The following is a 15711-nucleotide window of genomic DNA, read 5'->3' as shown; positions in this document are numbered from 1 at the left end:
TCTTCACCTATTCATTCAAATCCTTTCATTTGAAAAGACTCCTCATAATTTTCAACTGGTTCAACATATTCACTGATAATATTCAAAGCCTCATCATAGCTTTTCGCATTAAAAGTTATTCTTTCAAACATCTCATTAGCTTTTTCTTCATACCCTGCACTTTTCAATGTTCTTGAGGCAATACCCATAAGATTAAAAATATTTCCATCTTCACCTATCATCTTTGCCTTTGGTCGTTCTTCTTCAAGAAGACCATATGCCTGTTTATTTTCCATAGCTTTATAAATTTCCCTTCTATAATGAACATCCATATAAAAAAGACCTGCAGATAAATTTCTACAAGCCTTTACTAGATTATTTCTGTTATTTTCTTTAACACAGTTTTTATAGTCAGCTACTGACTGACAAACATTTTCAAACATCTTTTTTGTATTGCCATTGTCCCTATAACTTCTATAATCCTGTTTCAAATATGACCATACCGGTGAATCATCTGATAATGGGTGAGAGAATCCTAAAAGAGAATGCTCATGGATCATTGTCATTTTTAAAAGTCTATCCAACTGTGCCTGAAACTTAAAATCATCTCGTGGTTCTTTTCCATTAAAAGAATAATAGAACTTGGCAAAAAGCGAATCAAATTCATCTTCTTGAAACCTGTCTTTTACAATTGTTTTAAAATCACTTTTGATATTTGAAACATATTTCATTGCTTCCTGATATTTGGGACTGTCCGTTGATTTAATAAATTCAACATTATTTTGTTCTTTCAGATCTTCATTAAAATCTTTATTTCTTGCTCGAATACATGAAATAGTGTATCTGCCTTTTTCATTTAGAAAATCACTTATTCTCTCTGCACCTTCGATGCCTGCAATATCATGATCCAGACACAAATAAATTTGATTGATGTTTGGATGAACATCTAAAAAATGATCCAATCCTATTTTAGAAAGTCCATTCAAAGCAATATAACTGTTTTCTATCCAATTCTCTTTGTTTAAAGAAATATAAGAAAGCATATCAATAGGTGCTTCAAAAACATAAACCTTGTTAGATGATCCCTTATAATGAAATGGATATAGTGGATCAGAGCCTTCTATATTTCCTCTAAATGATTGATTTTTACCATAAGTTGCAGTACCTCTTTTATGTCCATGACGAGCTACACCATTTTCATCCAAACCAACAAATACAGCATTGTGATATTCCTTATCTTCGTAGATCAAACCTTTTCTTACAAATTCATCAATGACTTCCTTATCAAGAAATCTTGTTTTCAAAAGATACCCATAGACCCTGTTTAAAGTTTCATTTTTTTCAGGAAGTTTAAATTCTGCCTTTTCTGTTTTTTCATAAGGAACTGACATTTGAAGATCACCCACATTGGATAGAAGAAATTCCACAGCCTGCTTAAAATTATAGTTAAAATATCTTTGAACAAATGCTATTGGATAACCACCTGCTTCTGCCTTCCAATCATAAAAGCGATTACCTCTTACAGTAATACTTGTATGCCTTGCCCATCTCATATCCTTTCCTGATTTTATGAGTGCTTCACCTTGCATTTGAAGAAAAGATGCAATATCAACTGAATTAGCCATTGCAATCTGTTCTTCACTGAACATTCTTGCCATTACTGATGCCTCCTTGCTTTTTTCTTTTTGTTTTGCTTTTTGCCTTTGATTGACTTTACTTTCATAGACTCATCTTTTTGTATATGCGTAATACTTTTAATTTTATCCTTCATATCTTTCACCTTTTTCTTCAAATTAAAAACGAAGTGAATGATCATCTTCCCTATGACCCGTTGCACTTCGTTTTCTTATTAATTTCTGTTTGAGCTTATGTTCAACACCTGTAAGAATCGTGTTTCTTATTGGCAACTCATTTTCAATGATTCTTCCAATATGACGAAACATTCTTGTTGTCATCATACTTAATGGAACTTCTTTTATATCATCTATATGATCTAAAAAATATTGAGCGTATTCATTTCCATTTTCAGCGGCCAATGTTAATAGTTCTATGGCTTTCTCTTTATCCTTTTCAACATCTTTTCCTAAAAGGTACATTTTGCCTAAATAATACTGTGCATATTCATTTCTATATTCACAGGCTTTATTCAGATAATAAATTCCCTGCTCCACATTCTTTTCAGTAACTTCACCTTCAACAAGAATTTTACCAATTTTAAATTGTGCTACTGAAAAATTTTCATTTGCCGACTGATAAAGATAATGAACATACAAATCATTATCTCCTAATTCTCTATAGATATTTGCAAGTCGGTTATAAGCAAATTTGTTATCACCACTTTGTTTATAACACTCTATTGCCTTATCCAAATCACGATCCACATAGAATCCATCATGATAGATTTTACCAAGTATATATTTAGCTAATGGAAGTTCACATTTTTCAAGCCATTCTATACTTTCTGGAATCATTTCAAATTCATTGTTTTTAATTGCTAAATTGATATCACCTATTTTTCTATAGTCCCGCCTTATTTTATATTCTTCCAACAAACTATTTTCTTCATTAAATTCCACACCTAATTCATTAGTCACATCATCCAATTCACTATTGCCGAAATTATGAATATCTTCAAAATCCTGCATGACCATATTTAAAATCATATTCTTGACGCTTTTAAATTCTTTTTGTTCAAGTAGTGGTAAACGTTCAAGGACAGTATCATTATATGTTTCATTGACTTGTTGTTTATACAGGTACCATTGTTCATAGAGCTGTGCTATATTTTCATCCTTTTCCAACTCTCTTAAAATATCGTTGATGATCTGCTTTGATTCCTTTGGAATATAGGCATACATCATTTTTCCATGATAATCTTTCAAGCTCATTTTTAGTTTTAAAAGGTCATTAAAGATCTGCGAACTGTCAAAATGTTCATGATCCATTCCATTTAAAATTTCAACGACTTTTTCTTTACTGTATTTTTTTATTTCATCTCGATTGGTAGTCTGATTTTCATAAATATGTAAAAGATCATTTTTAAAAATACTTCCAGCATACTGTTTTCTGATTGACTCTATTCCTTTTTTAGTTAAATAACCCTCTTTAGGATTCTTTGAATAGGCAACCATATGAATATGAGGATGATGACCTTCATTATGAAAAGCAGCAAACCATTTGAGATTGTTCGGATCTATCTTCATTGCCTTTGCCAGATCATTTCTTTTTTCCTGACAAAGTGACATCCAGCTTTGAACTGAATCAAAGCCTAAACGGGTAGCATCCTCTCTTTTTATAGAAATAATATGTGTCCAAACGTTGCCTTCATGTTCTCCTATTTCTTTGACAACATCATTCAATTCAAATTGAAGACCTGCATCTGAAAACAAACCATGCTCACCAAGTTTTTCTACTCTAGGACGATGTGAAATATAATCTATATAATTTTCCTTTGTTGTAATATCATCAAGATTAGCATCAATCACACTCGATATAAATTCACTGGCATTTTCTCTTGTTGGATTTTCTTTAAAATCATTATATTCAAACATTCCTGTTACAGTTGGATAATCATTTATAAGCTGTTGAATAAGTTTCTGCTGTTTCTTTGTTGCCTTCATATTTCCATAATCACTTTTAAATTTTTCTACACCTTCTCTGGTAGCAATATAATTCACATAATATTCTTTATGACTTTTACCTTTCATATATCCTGACTTAACAATAATTCTTACCATAATCTTTACCAAATAAAAAAGGAAACCTTTTTAAAGTTTCCTAACATATACTTCCTATCTTCTATTTAAAAATACATCTGCAAGATCATATCCCAAATACAATGCCTCTTTAAAAATAACTATTTCATTTTCAATTTCTATTTCTGATGAACATCCTATCCATTCTTCATTTATTTTGTTTGCTTCTTCCTCACCATATACTTGTATCAATGCCTTCATAATTTTTTTATGAATTTCATCTCTGATTTTATTTAACTCACATTTTTTTGAAGAATCTTTTCTAGTATTTTCATAGAATAAGTCATCTCCATAATAAAGTTGTTTTATAAATTCATCCTGTTTTGACACGTAGATCATTCCTTTCTAGACGACATACTATCACAACAGTTTTTATATAGCTATTATGAATCATGAACCTTTTTGATATTTATTTATATTTTCAAAACTTATCTTGCCATTGGTTGCTTTAACTTCGTTCATACACTTCACTCTTAGTTTTTTTAAAGTATCATTATCAACATCTGCTATTGCTGAAAGAACATTCATGACCATTGAAAGCTCTACTGTATTTTTATAAAGCAATTTTGAAATACGATCTTCACTTGATTTAACAGTTCCTTGAACTGCACTTGAAATAGCAACAGGCAAATACTGATTTTCCAACGTTGAACGATTGTATCCATCATAAAATTTAATTGCTCTTTCAATAAATTCACTTCGACTTTTGCTGTCATCTGTTTTTGTCATTTCATCCAGTCTGTCCATCACATCTTGACTTAGCCAGATCGTTGTTCTTTTCTTATTCACATTTTATTTTCCTCCAACAAAAAAAGGATACATCTGCATCCGTTTTTCTCTATTATATATAATTTTAAATTTATAAATTTCATCATTCTAATTACAATTTTACATTCATTTTTTCATCAAATATTCTTGAATTTACAAGCAATCATAAATGCCCGTAGCTATACAGTAGATATACTGTAGGTATGCATTTACTGACGAACTAGTATATTGACTTTCAGTTTTGTATAAACTATAATGTAGTTGAAAAAGGAACTGCCAGTAAGCGGTTGTCCTTGGATTTTGTATTTTTGTTAAAATAACTAACTCATACTTTTCCAGAGGCTGAGGTAGTTATTTTTTTTCACTTTTATCAATTATGATAAGAAGTAATTTAATAACAAGCATCATTAAAGACACGACAAGTGTTAAACAAGTTAACACTACCATGACTATTTCATATGTTGTCATTCGCATCACCTCCGTTTTTCATATTTTCCCAAAACTTCTAGGAATGTGAATTTCGAAGGATTGCGTACCTTCGTCATGACGACCAAGGATAACCACCTACCGTATACGGCTGTTCCATTTATGATTATAACATATCACATATTTTCAAACTACATTTTTCGTCAAAATTCTGCTTACGCTGTTTTTGACGACCTGTTATCTCCTGTTGTTTCTAGGAGAACATTTAATATACAACGCCACTATTGACGCACTGTCTTCAATAATGACGTTGTTTTTCTTTTGTGAACTTCTTTGAAACAACGGGCATTGCCCGTTGTTGTAAGGTGAAGCGACGTCGCTTCTTTAACCTGCACACGCCACATCTTTTAAAAGTTACCCTTATTTTTCAATTCAAATTGGACATTCTATCCATCTATTTTTTAAAACCTTTAAAATAAGGGCACACGTTTTTAAACAAATAAAATTGGCATACTTATTCCTTATTTCTATAAAAAGCGCACACGATCAAAATTTACCGCCAAACACTCCTTGATACATTGATTTATGGATGTTCCTCAATGATTGTTCTGGGCTTTTTACTAACGACCGGTTCATCTCCTTCTAATTCTTCAATGAATTCCCTGACCTCTGGTTTGACGTGCTTTTTATAGATTTGATTCAAGCTTTCCATAATTTCTACTTCAATTGTTGTATTTTTCTTTGCAAGATTTGAGTTGATTGCTCGAACTCTTGCTTCAGGATATTTTATTTTTATCTCTTTTTGTTTAACCATTTTTAAAACCCCCTTATCGTTATTTCAATTTTTTCAAACACTTCTTGCTGCTCGATTTCCTCTAATTCATGAAATCTTTCTTTATATTCATTGACCTGTTCATCGGTTAAAGAAACTAGATCTTCTGATCCATCATCTCCTGCAATAAAAAAAGTGCCAGCAATAACATCTCTGCCAACACGTCTGTTTGCCTGTAAATTCATAAGTTTTCCTTCCTCGTTACAGACAAGAACAGTATTATCATTCAAGTCAATTTCTTCAATCAGACCACCAACAACTCTTTGCATATCATCCAATGTATTTTCTATATATTCAACCTTTGGTTCTTTCATTGGCTCAACAACGAGTACACGTATTTTTTCATCGGCTTCTCGTATTTTCTCTTGATTTTGAACACTTTCAATAACATAGAAGCTGTCTTCACCTACGATAAGACCTAAACTTTGTCCATTATCCCACTTCATATGGATTGTTCCAATATCATCAACTGTTTCTACAGTTCCTAATGTTCCAGTGGGAACAGGATGATGAGGATCGTCCATAGAATTGAGCATGATCCTTGTTCCCTTTGGATATTTCTGTTTGATTTCCTTAATTTTATCTTGATTCACTTTCCTCACCTCCTTACATTTGCAAACTAAAATTTATTTTATTTTCCTGTTCGATATTCAACAGATCAACTTGAAAATTATCCTTAATAAACTCATTGACTTTGCCTGTTGGATGTCCTATATCTCCATCATCAAAATCACTTTGAAGTTGCATCGCAACAGAATTGATAAGTTCCATAAGATAATCTCTGGAATATTCTGTATTAGGAAACACCTTATTGATATAAATACCATTTGTATCAAACAGTACCAAGCCATTGTGCTTTATAGAGATTTCAAGATCACCAAACATCCCTGCATTCTGTACAAAGTTTCCAATTTCTTCATACTGAAGATCTATACATTTTTCATGATTCGTTTTTAAACAGCCAACATATTCTGTATGCAAGTAGTTCTTTATAAATTCATTTTGTTCATTCATTGCTATCGTCCTTCCATCATATTCAGTCTGTAATAACCACTCCAGTAAGACACAGTATTCATGGCAACATTGCTGTCGTTACTGTTTTCATGTATCCACACAGCTTCACCTTTTGCATTCTTTCCTGCATAGATTCCTACATGAGTTGTCTTTCCTGATTTGTTAATTAAAAAGGCAAGATCACCCGCTTTGAGATCTTGCTTTGCTATTTTTTTGCACATTTTTATCTGTCCTGATGTATTTGTATTGCCAAGATTATTGTTCATAACAGTCCAATAGACCCAGTCTACAAAATGTGAACAGTCCAGTCCTTTTTTATTTCTTCCTTTGCTGTCTGGAGCAACAGTTACTCCAAAATCATTACCATCATATCCTGCACACTTGGCAGAACCACCCCAGTAATAAGGTATCTTTCCAACAGCATCCGCAGCCTGCATCACTATTTTCTTTCTGATTTCACTTGTATCTTCAGGCATATTTTTAATCAGTTCATCCATCTGCTCTTTGGAAAGTGTTGTGACTGTTTTTCCGTCATTTCCAATCAATGCACCATAACAGGTTTCCATTGACTTTTTTGTATCTTTCAGCAGTTTTTCATTCAGGTTCTTTTCTAGACTGGCATAGATGACGGCGTTTACAGAAGTAGGGACTTTGACTTCTTCACCCTCTGTAAAACTGTTGACCCATGTCTCTGCCATTTCATCTGAAAATACTTTATGCTGTGAAGAAACCATATAACCAATAAAATACCCTTTGACCTGATAAATATTAAGCGATGATCCATTTGTAAAAGTCTGATTAATTTTGTCAATATGACTGTCAATCAACACAAGTCCATCCTGTATTTCCTGAACATATTGCTTCATTTCATCTGTAAGTTCACTAATTGGATTGCCTTCAAACAGATCTGTTACAAGATTGTGATTGAATGAAATACCATCTGAAAAAATAGCACCAATTAAAACAGTAATAGCAACAAATGGTGAAACAATAACAACAGCTACATTTCTGACAAACTTCCTGCCATCATCACTGCTAAAAAAAGACAGAGCTAACTTTATAAGTTTTGTTTTCATTACTGTCTGACATCTCTATAACCATAAGGATACATTGCTGCTTCTGTTTGATTTAAAACAGCTTCTTTCATTTTTTTAACAGCCTCATCTAAATACTTTTCATCAAGAGAACAGTCTTTATATCCTTGCTTGATTATTTCATAGTATTCCTTACCTGGTACTCCATATTCATAACCATCATTCATCACATAAACCATCGCCTCAGTTGTAATTGTTCCATTAGAAATTCTTAAATTTTTCTTTTCGTAGAGGTGTGGATAACCTTCATAGCGATCAAGGAAATGCTCATCGTTTTCTGAAATTTCCCAAATACCTACAGGTACTTCCATTCCCTTTTTTGGTTCTACAGTCGCAACTGCATTGCTTTTATTTCCTCTAAACACCATTTCATAATTTGACAACATACCTGTTCCAACCAGTTTAGCATCTGGACATCTGTGTGCCATCTGCTCCCTGTTTAAATTACTGCCATAAGCCACATAATATTTCATCTTTTTCTGTTCCTCCTTTACATCTGTTGCATGTGCATTCCAATTTCTTCTCGAACATCTTCCAATGCTTCATTATTTGTTTCCTGTGCACTTTGCAATCTTTCTCTTTGCATAACTGCCTGTTGTGGATCTTTCCATGCAATACATCCATCTAGATTTTTTAAAAGATGATGTCGTGCTGTTTTAAATTCATCGCCAATAAGTCCAAGTCGTAAAAGCCAAGTCCTGAACGTATATTTCTCATTAGACGAATGTGTCTTAACTCTGCTTGCCTTATTTTGAACCAATGCCTGATGAGATATTGCCAAACAAAACTGGATATAGGTCTTGATTTCACCTGCATGAAGTGTTCCGTTAAACATCCGAAATTCTATTGTTCCTTTTGAAAAAACACTATGAAAATTTAAGGCATGATACCTCGAATCATCATAGTGTTCGTATTTTCTGCTGGTATTTCCGTCATACCAGAGATTTTCAACTTCCTCAATATCTTTTGGCTTTTTTCGATTGAGCATTTCTAAAAAATCATCATCTATTTTCTTACAAAATCGTACTTCTCTTTGCGGTCTTACCTTTAAAGCTTTAAAGATAAGATCCTCTTTTGAATACATAATATTTGCAATATTTCTTAATGATCTGGCAGTGTGTTTTGAAGCATCCACATGAATGTGAATCCCACAGCTTTCATTGACTTTAGCATGACCATTCCTTCTTAATTCACGAACAATGCTCTGTATCGTTTCAATATCTTCATAATGACAGATAGGCGAAACAACCTCAACTTTATAATCAGGATCATAATCAAATCGATTTCCACATTGTGGTGTAATACTGGCATCTCGTACAATTTTCCATTTTCTTCCGTCTTGATCACAAACAGAATAGGTATCATATACACCACGTTCATGCCTAAAACCTGTATCAAAATGTTTAGCAATAATCAAAGCAGCGCTTCTTCTTGTTAAACCTGTCATTTCTATTTCTATTCCAAAACGCTGACTTTTCATGGATATTCATCATCCTATCTTCCGCCTTTATCACCAAACAGTTTTGATTTATAATCTGGTGCATGAACAATAAGGTTGTATCTTTCACTTCCACATTTATAAAGACAGGCACCTCTTTGCGGATATTTAATAAGTTCATACTCACTTTCTTCAAGCTGTAACGTATCGATATAAAACCTTGCATCCGTATTTCCTGCATTGAACAGGAACGTATGTGTTGGTATTGAAAACAATGGTTTTGTTAGTTCTCTGATTCCTTCAATATTGAAATCTTCCAGATTTTGAGAAGCTAAAATGACAGAACTTTCCTTTTTTCGAACACGCTTCATAAAATTTCTAATATATTCTACTGCTGTTGTATTTGTTAAAAAAAGATAAAGTTCATCGATTGAAGCTACTGTATATCCTCTTTTCAACAGTTCATTGGACATATAGGAAAGGATATTAAAAAGCATCGCATCTTTTAAAGACTTATTTGCCTGCAAAAGATCCTTAACGCCAAAAGTCACAACCTTTTGTGAATGAATATTGGTATGCCCATTAAAGAAACGACTGTCACTTCCCACACATATTGAATTTAATAAAAGCAGTATTTCACGCAGTGACTCTCTTGTATAAATGTTATTTCTGTTTGTATTGTAATGTTTGTATTCTTCATCAATGTAATCATAGAGATCACTCAATATTGGGTAGTCGGCATGTTCTAGAACACTAAGATCTGTCTTTTCATTAATGTTGAATCTTTGATAGACCTTTGCCAACATAATTTCTAACGTATCGATTTGCTCCTCTGTAAACGCCTTATATGTCTTGAAAAAATCCTTTAAAAAGGAAATATGCTGTGCAAGAACCGTTGACTGTTTAAATGCAACAGGAACATCATCTTCGCCTGAATCTTCTATATCTTCTGACCATTGTTTTGGTTCAAGAACATTAATGATATATCGTCCTGCCATCATATCAATAAAAACACCACCAAGATTAGAGGTTACTTCTTCATATTCATGTTCAGGATCCAGTGTTATTAAAGACATTCCCTGTTCTCTTAAATTCAACAATAAAAGTTTTAAAAGATACGATTTTCCCTGTCCTGAATTTCCAAGAATAAGAGCATTGGCATTTGTTCTGTCGTCACTTCTTTCATTGAAATCAACAATAATATTGCTTCCAAATTTATCGTGACCTATATAGATTCCATGCGGATCTGTCTTACCTGAATAGTTAAATGGAAAAAGATTTGCAACACTCGATGCTGGAAGAACACGTTCAAACTGCTCCTTGAATCCATCATAGCCCGATGGAATAACCGCTAGAAATCCTTCTTTCTGTCTTAAAAGAAGACGATCAACATTCAACTTGCTTCGCACAAGTTCTGTCATCATTTCAGTCTGAATAAGTTTAAGCTCATCATAGCTGTCAGCAATCAACTCAAAATAAACAGCACAGTGAACAAGTGGTTCTCTGTTTCGATGCATATTGGCAATCAGTTCAATAACATCATTAAGATTGCTTTGAGCGGTTACTGTTTCTTTTAGATCTTGCGTATTGCTTTGTCTGAGCCTGTTTTTATTAGCTGCATTTCCAATGATCTTCTTTTCTTCGGCAGAAGTGACCTGTCTGGCATAAATATGCAACGTGACTCCGTCTTTTTCACCCATATAACGTAAAAGTGCCTGTTCATCCGTAGAGGTTGGATACTCTCGTAATGCCCAGACACTTCTGTAGCTGTTGCCACAAATAAAATATTCTGTATAGAAACGTATTGTCGAAGGTGCAATCATATCAAGATAATCCTGCACTTTGATTTCTTCTTCATCTTCAACTTCAGCCTTTTTGAATTTACCAAATAATTTATTGAACACCATCATACCACCTCTTTCCATCATAATCTTCAAACTGACTTGTTGTAACATTCTGTTCAAAATAGACAGCCAACATTCTTTTAATCATTTCCTTATCTGCTCGTGTTACAGAGATATTTTGCATACGAATGAGTTTTTCAATACGATGGATCAAAGAATGTACTTCTAACTGATCATCAGGTTTTATACGAACAGCGATCAGGAAAAGTCGTGCTGTTGCTGTCTGTGTTTGAATCTTATCCAAATGATACAGATCTTCTTTAAGAAGCTTGATAACAACTTCTTCTGTTTCTTCCTGAATTCTTTTTTTCAGAAAATATTTGTTTTCTTCAAAATTATCTCGACTGTTCAGACAGATAATTTCAATATCATTTAGTCCTTTTACAACATTTGTAAGTGCAAATATCTTTGCCCCTATATTTTCTTTTGACATAACAGAAAGATTTTGTGGCTGAACAACAAAAAAGACGACTTCCTCTCCATTAAACAGTTTCAAACTGTAATCGGTAATCGTCTTAGTATTGATCAGCATCCTTGTACTGGATACTTTTTTATTTTTCTTTGTTTTCTTTTTCACGGTATCTTTCTTCTCTGTTTTCTTCTTTCTTTTCATCATAGCCTCCATTTCTTTTTCTTGTTTTCTGTATTCAAGGGTGTTTTTATTTCACCTGTAAAATGCCATTTATATAGCTGTTGTGAAAATATAAAAAAGGCAAAGGCATATGATAAAAAATCAAAGATACTGGTATCAGCCATACGGATAGTTAAAAAAGCATAGCACCCTACTAATGCCATTGGCATATAAAAATTGGCATGAGAAATGGCAATCACTCCAATGATTGCCCCCACGCCTACGATTCCAATATCTCTTAAATACCATAGCCATAATGTTGCCTTCCCTTTTAAATTATCGGGATACATATACATTTTAGCTCAACCTCATTTCATCATTCATTTTTCTATCGACCTGTATATAGGTCATCCATCTCTTTTCATAATAATGCTGTTCAAGATAGCGATACAATAACAGATTCACCCACTCATCATATTCTGGAACTTCTTCGTAAAGAATGATTGGCTTTGAACATTGCTGTACGATTTGAACTTTTTCATCACAAATCGCATCAAAAACACAGTCCTGCCAGACACCCTTTTCTTCTGTTTCTTTTACAAGTTCATCATCAACTAAAATCATTCCACTTAACAAATTTGTATTTAAATTATCAACATCATATGTAAAATAATGCTTTTTTCCTACGATACCTTCATACTTGCATGTTGCAACAAACCATTTATATTTTTTCAGTTCTTCGATAGTCATGCTGTACCTCCTACAACAGAAATACCAAATAAGCAGGAAAAATGCAAGATGATTATCAGCTTCTTTTCATAATTGTTTTTGTAATATTCATAGCTGACTGAGCTGCATAAACAGTAGACATGATATTTGCTTTCATGCTTGTATCAAGCCCAAACTGTCCTGCAATTCGTGGAATTTCACTTGCTGCAAGTATCAATCCGATTCCTAAAAGACAGTTTTCTTTCATAACGCCGAGACCCGCAATTAAAATAACTGCCTGTAAAAATGCGGTAAGACATATACCAATGATCTGCTTGCACCATTGAATAAAGCCATCTGTATAGCCACGCACAATTGAAAACATATAAAGTGATCCTACTGCAATCATCACTAAAAGGATACCTCCTCTTTTTAGATTTGCGAAGAACACTTTGATAATGGAATAACCCATCATAATCAGCAAAAAGATAAGCAGTACCGTTCCAAGCGACAGCTTTTGCATATACGACAGTGATTTAATTGCTGAATCACCTACGGACTGACTTCCTACAAGTTTAGCAAGTCCATTGGACATGGTTACCTGCAAAGAAATACAGAACTTATATAATTCTACAGGCAATACAGTAAACAAAGAAACAGCCATAAACCCTTTCATAGCATTAAGACAGGCATCTTTGATACTGCCTCGCCCACTTTGATATTCAACAGCTATTTCAAATACTGCAACGACCATTCCTGAAACAAACAGCGCCCATCCAAAAAGTCTAAACAGTTCTATAATGGCTCTTACAAAGTCATAGTCAAACAGATCGGCTCCCATTGATCCCATCATGCCAAAGAATTCACCTAGAAATTCAAGTAGCTTACTGTAAATCCAGTCAACGATCTGACCCATGACTTTATCTGCGACAAAATCCCATAAAAACATAATCTATTCCTCTATAAGACTTTCCAGATATAGTTTGGTGCAATCAAAGAAAATGTTAAACACGCAAACAGTATTGCTGGTGTTGTCCAATCAAACTGTCCTTGTTTTCTGTAATCAAAATATGCCATTGCAAGTTTAGCAAAGAAAAATACAGCAAGTATGATATCAATAACAGGAAACACAACATTGTTGACAATATTTTTAATCTGCGACTCCATTTGTTTCCAAGCCTGCTGGATAACACTGGAAACATCTCCTGCCGCATAAGACTGTTTCATTGTTAATACAAGCATTATTAAGATGATCATCAAACAGATAATGACCTTTACTTTTTTATTTTTTAAAATTTGTACCATTGTTTCCTCCTTTTCTAAACAGCTTCTTCGATTGTCTGTTCATTTAATAAATCTACAAGATCCTTTGCAAATAATCCTAAATCCACATTTTGCTTTAAAAGACAGGTAATCATATCTTTTCCTAAATAGCTCAACACATACTGTGGATTGGTAATGACCATTTGTCCCTGTTCAACAATGATCTGAATACTTTCATAATCCAAATGGCACATATCAAATACCCTTTTTGGAATGCAGTAAAAATCTTCATCGAACAGTTCTTTTTCATTTTCTGCAGTTACTTTAAAGCACTTGTCCTTGATTCCATCTTCCTGAATCAAACAGACCGTTTCACCTTTTCTTAACAGCAACTTGTTAACTAAACTTTCAGGAAGTGTCACTTTATTCCCTTCCTCAAGTTTCATATGATACTCATTCATCATTTTCATCACCTCCATCCTGCTCAAATAAATCAAGCTGTTTCTGTATTCCTGAATTCTTCATAGGATTGTAGTTGGAAATCAACACTTCTGGAAACTGTGAATCCTTATCATAACGAAGAGCCATATTGTTGATTCTTGAAAATCCTTCAATATAAAAATCTTTGTACAGATCTCGTATAAATTCACAGTCATTGTAGGAAAGCAGGAACTTTCCCTGTAATTTCTTTAAGGTATCCCTTAAGCGAATGTGATCTTCCTTTGTGAATACGACAGAATAATGTCCTTCCGTTTCATAGTAGGGAGGATCTAAATAAAAAAAGGCATCTGATCGATCGTATTGAATAATCAGTGCCTCAAAATCCTTGTTTTCTATAACTGTATTTGCCAATCTGTCGCTGATTTGCCAGACCGTATTAAATGCTTTACGTACATCATAAGGTCGACATCCAAAAGTTTTACACCCTGAACCATAGGAATATCTGACAAGCTTAAAAAATGCAACAGCAAGTTTTACATCCTGTTTTTCAATTCGTTCTTGCTTCATGATTTCCATGATTTCTTCTTGCTGAAGTTCGGTAAAATAAACCTTTACTTTTTCCATTTCTTCCTGTAAAAATTTATCTTCCACTCTTTGCTTGGTTATAATTTCTTTATAAAGATTAAAGATATTTCTTCCGTTTTCAGGAAGATAACCAAGTTCCTGAATAAAAGCCAATGGCTGATCTCTTACAACCGCAAACATATTTGAAAGGTTGTTGTTGAAGTCATTATAGACTTCAAACTTATCTGGCTTTTTTCCAAACAGTACCCACCCTCCTCCACCAAACACTTCAATATATCTTCCATAGCTTTGTGGAAATCTTGCATAGATCAGATCTCTAATAGACTTCTTTCCACCTACCCATGAAATCAAACTGTTCATTTTCATCTTATAGTCATCACCTCCTTCAAAATTATTTTTCTTTGTTACAGACAGATATTCTTAAATGGAAACCATTCAATATCTGCAATCCAGTATTTATAGACAATGTAAAGAAAATAGGTAATGAAAATGACTAACAGCATAAACATTACCTTCTGATTTCTATTCATCTTTACCTCTTTTGATTTTACAAATCACTGCTGCAATTAATAATCCACTGGCAATTAGTAACGCACTCAATGATTTATAGTCTGTATCATCACCTGTTTTTACAACAACAGGTTTTGCTTCATCTTTCATAACTACTTTTTGAACTTCTCCTGTATCAGAGATTGTAAATTCAACATCACTTGCAACATTGTAGCCTGCAGGTGCTAAATCTTCATGAAGCACATAAGTTTTTGAAACAGTTAATCCTTCGATTCGATGTGGTTCTTTTCCAGAAGTCCATGATTCAACTACTTCACCTGTTTCCTTGTCTTTTAAGGTAAGTTTAGCTCCTTCAATTTCTTTTCCACTTGTTGCATCTACTTTTGAAATATCTACCTTTGTGATTTCATCTTTCATTTTAAC

General features: G+C 33.3%; 19 protein-coding genes. All 19 read right to left on the bottom strand.

Features of this window, described 5'->3' with window-relative positions; genetic code table 11:
• Positions 1-11 precede the first annotated feature (11 nt).
• A complete protein-coding gene (locus LJD32_RS05460) occupies positions 12-1637 on the bottom strand; it encodes a DUF3991 domain-containing protein (RefSeq protein ID WP_227391910.1) in 1626 nt (541 codons plus the stop codon).
• A 135-nt stretch (positions 1638-1772) separates the two neighbouring features.
• Positions 1773-3716 (bottom strand): MobP3 family relaxase, encoded by a 1944-nt coding sequence (gene mobP3, locus LJD32_RS05455; protein WP_227391909.1) that lies wholly within the window; start codon positions 3714-3716, stop codon positions 1773-1775.
• Between the two features lie 54 nt (positions 3717-3770).
• Positions 3771-4064, bottom strand: a complete 294-nt coding sequence (locus LJD32_RS05450) for a hypothetical protein (protein WP_032089690.1) — start codon at positions 4062-4064, stop codon at positions 3771-3773.
• Between the two features lie 60 nt (positions 4065-4124).
• Entirely contained in the window at positions 4125-4523 is a 399-nt protein-coding gene (locus LJD32_RS05445; protein WP_227391908.1) for a ribbon-helix-helix domain-containing protein, read from the bottom strand.
• 988 nt (positions 4524-5511) lie between these two features.
• A complete protein-coding gene (locus LJD32_RS05440) occupies positions 5512-5742 on the bottom strand; it encodes a hypothetical protein (RefSeq protein ID WP_107029969.1) in 231 nt (76 codons plus the stop codon).
• 2 nt (positions 5743-5744) lie between these two features.
• Positions 5745-6353: a DUF4314 domain-containing protein gene (locus LJD32_RS05435; protein ID WP_107029970.1), complete on the bottom strand. Its 609-nt coding sequence runs from the start codon at positions 6351-6353 to the stop codon at positions 5745-5747.
• 13 nt (positions 6354-6366) lie between these two features.
• Positions 6367-6774, bottom strand: coding sequence for a hypothetical protein (locus LJD32_RS05430; protein ID WP_227391907.1), 408 nt, complete (start codon positions 6772-6774; stop codon positions 6367-6369).
• A 2-nt stretch (positions 6775-6776) separates the two neighbouring features.
• Positions 6777-7850: a C40 family peptidase gene (locus LJD32_RS05425; protein WP_227391906.1), complete on the bottom strand. Its 1074-nt coding sequence runs from the start codon at positions 7848-7850 to the stop codon at positions 6777-6779.
• On the bottom strand, positions 7850-8341 hold the full coding sequence (locus LJD32_RS05420) for a gamma-glutamylcyclotransferase family protein (protein WP_227359417.1): 492 nt from the start codon (positions 8339-8341) through the stop codon (positions 7850-7852). The genes LJD32_RS05425 and LJD32_RS05420 overlap by 1 nt, the downstream gene beginning before the upstream one ends.
• Positions 8342-8358: 17 nt before the next feature.
• A complete protein-coding gene (locus LJD32_RS05415; RefSeq protein WP_227359416.1) occupies positions 8359-9348 on the bottom strand; it encodes an amidoligase family protein in 990 nt (329 codons plus the stop codon).
• A 14-nt stretch (positions 9349-9362) separates the two neighbouring features.
• Complete coding sequence (locus LJD32_RS05410) at positions 9363-11210, bottom strand: VirB4 family type IV secretion system protein (protein ID WP_227403807.1); 1848 nt, start codon at positions 11208-11210, stop codon at positions 9363-9365.
• Positions 11200-11823, bottom strand: a complete 624-nt coding sequence (locus tag LJD32_RS05405; RefSeq protein WP_052010810.1) for a hypothetical protein — start codon at positions 11821-11823, stop codon at positions 11200-11202. The genes LJD32_RS05410 and LJD32_RS05405 overlap by 11 nt, the downstream gene beginning before the upstream one ends.
• Positions 11823-12137, bottom strand: coding sequence for a hypothetical protein (locus tag LJD32_RS05400; RefSeq protein ID WP_227391904.1), 315 nt, complete (start codon positions 12135-12137; stop codon positions 11823-11825). Before LJD32_RS05400 ends, LJD32_RS05405 begins: the two co-directional genes overlap by 1 nt.
• 1 nt (position 12138) lies before the next feature.
• Positions 12139-12531, bottom strand: a complete 393-nt coding sequence (locus LJD32_RS05395) for a hypothetical protein (protein WP_227391903.1) — start codon at positions 12529-12531, stop codon at positions 12139-12141.
• Positions 12532-12586: 55 nt separating this feature from the next.
• A complete protein-coding gene (locus LJD32_RS05390) occupies positions 12587-13405 on the bottom strand; it encodes a conjugal transfer protein TrbL family protein (protein WP_412531059.1) in 819 nt (272 codons plus the stop codon).
• A gap of 44 nt (positions 13406-13449) precedes the next feature.
• Positions 13450-13794: a DUF3852 domain-containing protein gene (locus LJD32_RS05385; protein ID WP_022001033.1), complete on the bottom strand. Its 345-nt coding sequence runs from the start codon at positions 13792-13794 to the stop codon at positions 13450-13452.
• Between the two features lie 14 nt (positions 13795-13808).
• Positions 13809-14216, bottom strand: a complete 408-nt coding sequence (locus tag LJD32_RS05380; protein ID WP_118632834.1) for a hypothetical protein — start codon at positions 14214-14216, stop codon at positions 13809-13811.
• On the bottom strand, positions 14206-15144 hold the full coding sequence (locus tag LJD32_RS05375) for a DNA adenine methylase (RefSeq protein ID WP_227391901.1): 939 nt from the start codon (positions 15142-15144) through the stop codon (positions 14206-14208). The genes LJD32_RS05380 and LJD32_RS05375 overlap by 11 nt, the downstream gene beginning before the upstream one ends.
• A gap of 156 nt (positions 15145-15300) precedes the next feature.
• On the bottom strand, positions 15301-15711 hold a 411-nt coding region (locus LJD32_RS05370; RefSeq protein WP_264472071.1), incomplete at its 5' end, for a SpaA isopeptide-forming pilin-related protein.

The organism is Faecalibacillus sp. TM498 (assembly GCF_020589955.1).
Taxonomy (GTDB): domain Bacteria; phylum Bacillota_I; class Bacilli_A; order Erysipelotrichales; family Coprobacillaceae; genus Faecalibacillus; species Faecalibacillus intestinalis.
The sequence above is the reverse complement of the archived record's forward strand: the minus strand, read 5'-3'. Positions and strand labels throughout refer to the sequence as shown.

Bases quoted from the DNA above. Each gene is read 5' to 3' on its own strand.
- LJD32_RS05460 (WP_227391910.1), bottom strand. From the start codon at position 1,637: ATGGCAAGAATGTTCAGTGAAGAACAGATTGCAATGGCTAATTCAGTT.
- mobP3 (WP_227391909.1), bottom strand. From the start codon at position 3,716: ATGGTAAGAATTATTGTTAAGTCAGGATATATGAAAGGTAAAAGTCAT.
- LJD32_RS05440 (WP_107029969.1), bottom strand. From the start codon at position 5,742: ATGGTTAAACAAAAAGAGATAAAAATAAAATATCCTGAAGCAAGAGTT.
- LJD32_RS05430 (WP_227391907.1), bottom strand. From the start codon at position 6,774: ATGAATGAACAAAATGAATTTATAAAGAACTACTTGCATACAGAATAT.
- LJD32_RS05425 (WP_227391906.1), bottom strand. From the start codon at position 7,850: ATGAAAACAAAACTTATAAAGTTAGCTCTGTCTTTTTTTAGCAGTGAT.
- LJD32_RS05420 (WP_227359417.1), bottom strand. From the start codon at position 8,341: ATGAAATATTATGTGGCTTATGGCAGTAATTTAAACAGGGAGCAGATG.
- LJD32_RS05415 (WP_227359416.1), bottom strand. From the start codon at position 9,348: ATGAAAAGTCAGCGTTTTGGAATAGAAATAGAAATGACAGGTTTAACA.
- LJD32_RS05405 (WP_052010810.1), bottom strand. From the start codon at position 11,823: ATGAAAAGAAAGAAGAAAACAGAGAAGAAAGATACCGTGAAAAAGAAA.
- LJD32_RS05400 (WP_227391904.1), bottom strand. From the start codon at position 12,137: ATGTATATGTATCCCGATAATTTAAAAGGGAAGGCAACATTATGGCTA.
- LJD32_RS05395 (WP_227391903.1), bottom strand. From the start codon at position 12,531: ATGACTATCGAAGAACTGAAAAAATATAAATGGTTTGTTGCAACATGC.
- LJD32_RS05390 (WP_412531059.1), bottom strand. From the start codon at position 13,405: ATGGGTCAGATCGTTGACTGGATTTACAGTAAGCTACTTGAATTTCTA.
- LJD32_RS05385 (WP_022001033.1), bottom strand. From the start codon at position 13,794: ATGGTACAAATTTTAAAAAATAAAAAAGTAAAGGTCATTATCTGTTTG.
- LJD32_RS05380 (WP_118632834.1), bottom strand. From the start codon at position 14,216: ATGATGAATGAGTATCATATGAAACTTGAGGAAGGGAATAAAGTGACA.
- LJD32_RS05375 (WP_227391901.1), bottom strand. From the start codon at position 15,144: ATGAAAATGAACAGTTTGATTTCATGGGTAGGTGGAAAGAAGTCTATT.